Below are 3,170 nucleotides of genomic sequence, written 5' to 3' on the forward strand. Positions count from 1 at the left end.
CATCTCGTGGGTGGTGTCGGTCTACTTCGTGCCGTTCCTCGGCGCGTGGCTGTTGAAGACCAAGAAGACGCATGAAGGCGAAGCGCACGAGCTGTTCGACACGCCGTTCTACAGCCGCTTCCGCAAGGTGGTCGATTGGTGCGTCAACCATCGCTGGAAGACCATCGGCGCGACGCTGGCCATCTTTGCGCTCGGCATCGTCGGCATGGGCAAGGTGCAACAGCAGTTCTTCCCCGATTCGAGCCGGCCGGAGGTGCTGGTCGACCTGTGGCTGCCGGAAGGGTCGACCATCCAGTCGAGCAATGAGGTGGCGAAGCGCTTCGAAAAGCGCATGGCCACTGAGACCAGCATCGAGACGGTGACGGCCTGGGTCGGCAGCGGCGTGCCGCGCTTCTACCTGCCGCTGGACCAGATCTTCCCGCAGGCCAACGTCAGCCAGTTCATCCTGCTGCCCAAGAGCCTGCCTGAGCGCGAGGCGCTGCGCAAGAAGCTGCCCGAGATCCTGGCCAACGAGTTCCCGGAGGTGCGTGGCCGCATCAAGCTGCTGCCCAACGGGCCGCCGGTGCCTTACCCGGTGCAGTTCCGCGTCGTCGGGCCGGACATGGAGACGGTGCGCCATTGGGCCGACGAAGCCAAGGAAGTGCTGCGCAAGAACCCGAGCATGCGGGGCGTGAACGACAACTGGAACGAGCGCGTCAAGTCGCTGCGGCTCGAGATTGATCAGGACAAGGCTCGCGCCCTCGGCGTGACCAGCCAGTCGATCGCTCAGGCTTCGCGCGTGATGCTGTCAGGCAGCACGATCGGCCAGTACCGCGAGAACGATCGCCTGATCGACATCGTGCTGCGCCAGCCGGCGGACGAGCGCAATGCCATCACCGACATCGGCAACGCGTACATCCCGACGACCAATGGCCGCAGCATCCCGCTGACGCAGATCGCCAAGATCGGCTTCGGCTGGGAGCCGGGCGTGTTGTGGCGTGAAGGCCGCAAGTACGCGGCGACGGTGCAGGGCGACGTGGTCGACGGCGTGCAGGGCGCCACCGTCACCAAGGAAGTCTGGCCCGAGATGGCCAAGCTGCGCGATCGCATGCCTGAGGGCATGGACATCGAGATCGCCGGTGCGGTGGCCGAAAGCTCGAAGGGGCAGGRCTCGATTGCCGCCGGCGTGCCGCTGATGGCCTTCATCATGTTCACGCTGCTGATGCTGCAACTGCACAGCGTGTCGCGCGCCATCCTGGTGGTGCTGACGGCGCCGCTGGGCATCGCTGGTGTGGCGGGTGCGCTGTTGCTGTTGAACCGGCCGTTTGGCTTCGTTGCTTTGCTCGGCTTCATCGCGCTGGCCGGCATGATCATGCGCAACTCGGTGATCCTGATCGACCAGATCGAGCAGGACCGCCAGCGCGGTGTGCCGACCTGGACTGCGATCGTCGAGTCGGCGGTGCGCCGCTTCCGGCCGATCGTGTTGACGGCAGCGGCGGCGGTGCTGGCGATGATTCCGTTGTCACGCAGTCCGTTCTGGGGCCCGATGGCGGTGGCGATCATGGGCGGCTTGATCGTCGCGACCGTGCTGACGCTGCTGGCGCTGCCGGCGATGTACGCGGCCTGGTTCCGGGTTCGGCGGGAGCCGAACGGGGTGGTGTGAGAACCCGCCTGGAATAGGTAAAGCCCAGTACGGCGCGAATCGCCGAAGCCGTACCAGAGCCCAGTAGAATACGCGGTTTACCGGTTCGCCTGGCGCGAGCGGCCTGCGGCGCGAAGGCGTCTCGGGACGGTCGCGCCAGAAGCTTTTTCAAGAAGGCTGGGTCGACGAAGCCGGCTGGCGGGCGCGCCGGCCGGTCGGCTCGCTGGCTTTTCCCGCGCGGGTGGCGAAATTGGTAGACGCACCAGGTTTAGGTCCTGACGCCTTCACGGGCGTGCCGGTTCGAGTCCGGCCCCGCGCACCAGACACGTAACGCAACCAGAGTTCGCACCATGTCAGTCAACGTTGAAACCCTCGAAAAGCTCGAACGCCGCATCACGCTGACGCTGGCGGCCACCGAGATCAACTCGGAAGTCGAGTCCCGCCTGAAGAAGCTGGCCCGCACCGTCAAGGCCGACGGCTTCCGTCCGGGCAAGGTGCCGATGTCGGTCGTGGCCCAGCGCTACGGCTACTCGGTGCAGTACGAGGTGATGAACGACAAGCTGGGCCAGGCTTTCACCCAAGCCGCCAACGAAGCGCAACTGCGCGTGGCTGGCGTGCCCAACATCACCCAGAAGGACCAGGCGCCTGAAGGCGTGATGGCCTTCGACGCGACCTTCGAGGTCTACCCCGAAGTCAAGCTGGGCGACCTGAGCGCCGCCGAAGTCGAGCGCGTGTCGGCCGAAGTCGACGAGCCCGCGATCGACAAGACCGTCGAGATCCTGCGCAAGCAGCGCCGCACCTTCGCCCAGCGCCCGGCCGCTGAAGGCGCCGAAGTCGGCGACCGCGTGACGATCGACTTCGAAGGCAAGATCGACGGCGARCCYTTCGCMGGCGGCAAGGCCGARGRCTWCCAGTTCCTGATCGGCGAAGGCCAGATGCTCGAGCAGTTCGACTCGGCCGTGCGCGGCATGAAGGTCGGCGAATCGAAGACCTTCCCGCTGCAGTTCCCGGCCGACTACCACGGCCAGGATGTGGCCGGCAAGGAAGCCGATTTCATGGTCACGATGAAGAAGATCGAGGCCCAGAATCTGCCCACCGTCGACGAGGCCTTTGCCAAGTCGTTGGGCATCGCCGGCGGTACGGTTGAAGCGCTGCGCGCCGACGTCAAGAAGAACCTGGAGCGCGAGGTCAAGTTCCGCGTGCTGGCCCGCAACAAGGCCGCCGTGATGGACGCTCTGGTCAAGACCGCCGAGCTGGACCTGCCCAAGGCCCTGATCGAAGCCGAAGTGGGCCGCCTGACCGAAGGTGCCCGTGCCGACCTGAAGCAGCGTGGCGTGAAGGATGCCGAGACGGCGCCGATCCCCGCTGAGATCTTTACCCCGCAAGCCGAGCGCCGCGTGCGCCTGGGCCWGGTGGTGTCGGAGCTGGTTCGCCAGAACAGCCTGCAGGCCAAGCCCGACCAGCTGCAAGCCCACATCGAGGAAATGGCGCAGAGCTACGAGAAGCCGGCCGAGGTGGTGCGCTGGTACCTGTCGGACCGCCAGCGCAT

The 3,170-nt window shown here is 66.0% G+C and carries 2 protein-coding genes and 1 tRNA gene; all 3 read left to right on the forward strand.

All coding sequences use genetic code 11. The features are described from left to right. Positions 1–1,642, forward strand: a 1,642-nt coding sequence (locus tag AC1DYI_RS30650; protein ID WP_477207893.1) for an efflux RND transporter permease subunit, incomplete at its 5' end; no start/stop codon positions are given. 214 nt (positions 1,643–1,856) lie between these two features. Continuing rightward, a tRNA-Leu gene (locus AC1DYI_RS30655) sits at positions 1,857–1,943 on the forward strand. A 28-nt stretch (positions 1,944–1,971) separates the two neighbouring features. Continuing rightward, on the forward strand, positions 1,972–3,170 hold a 1,199-nt coding region (tig, locus tag AC1DYI_RS30660; RefSeq protein WP_477207894.1), incomplete at its 3' end, for a trigger factor.

The organism is Ideonella sp. P3_A4, assembly GCF_056403075.1.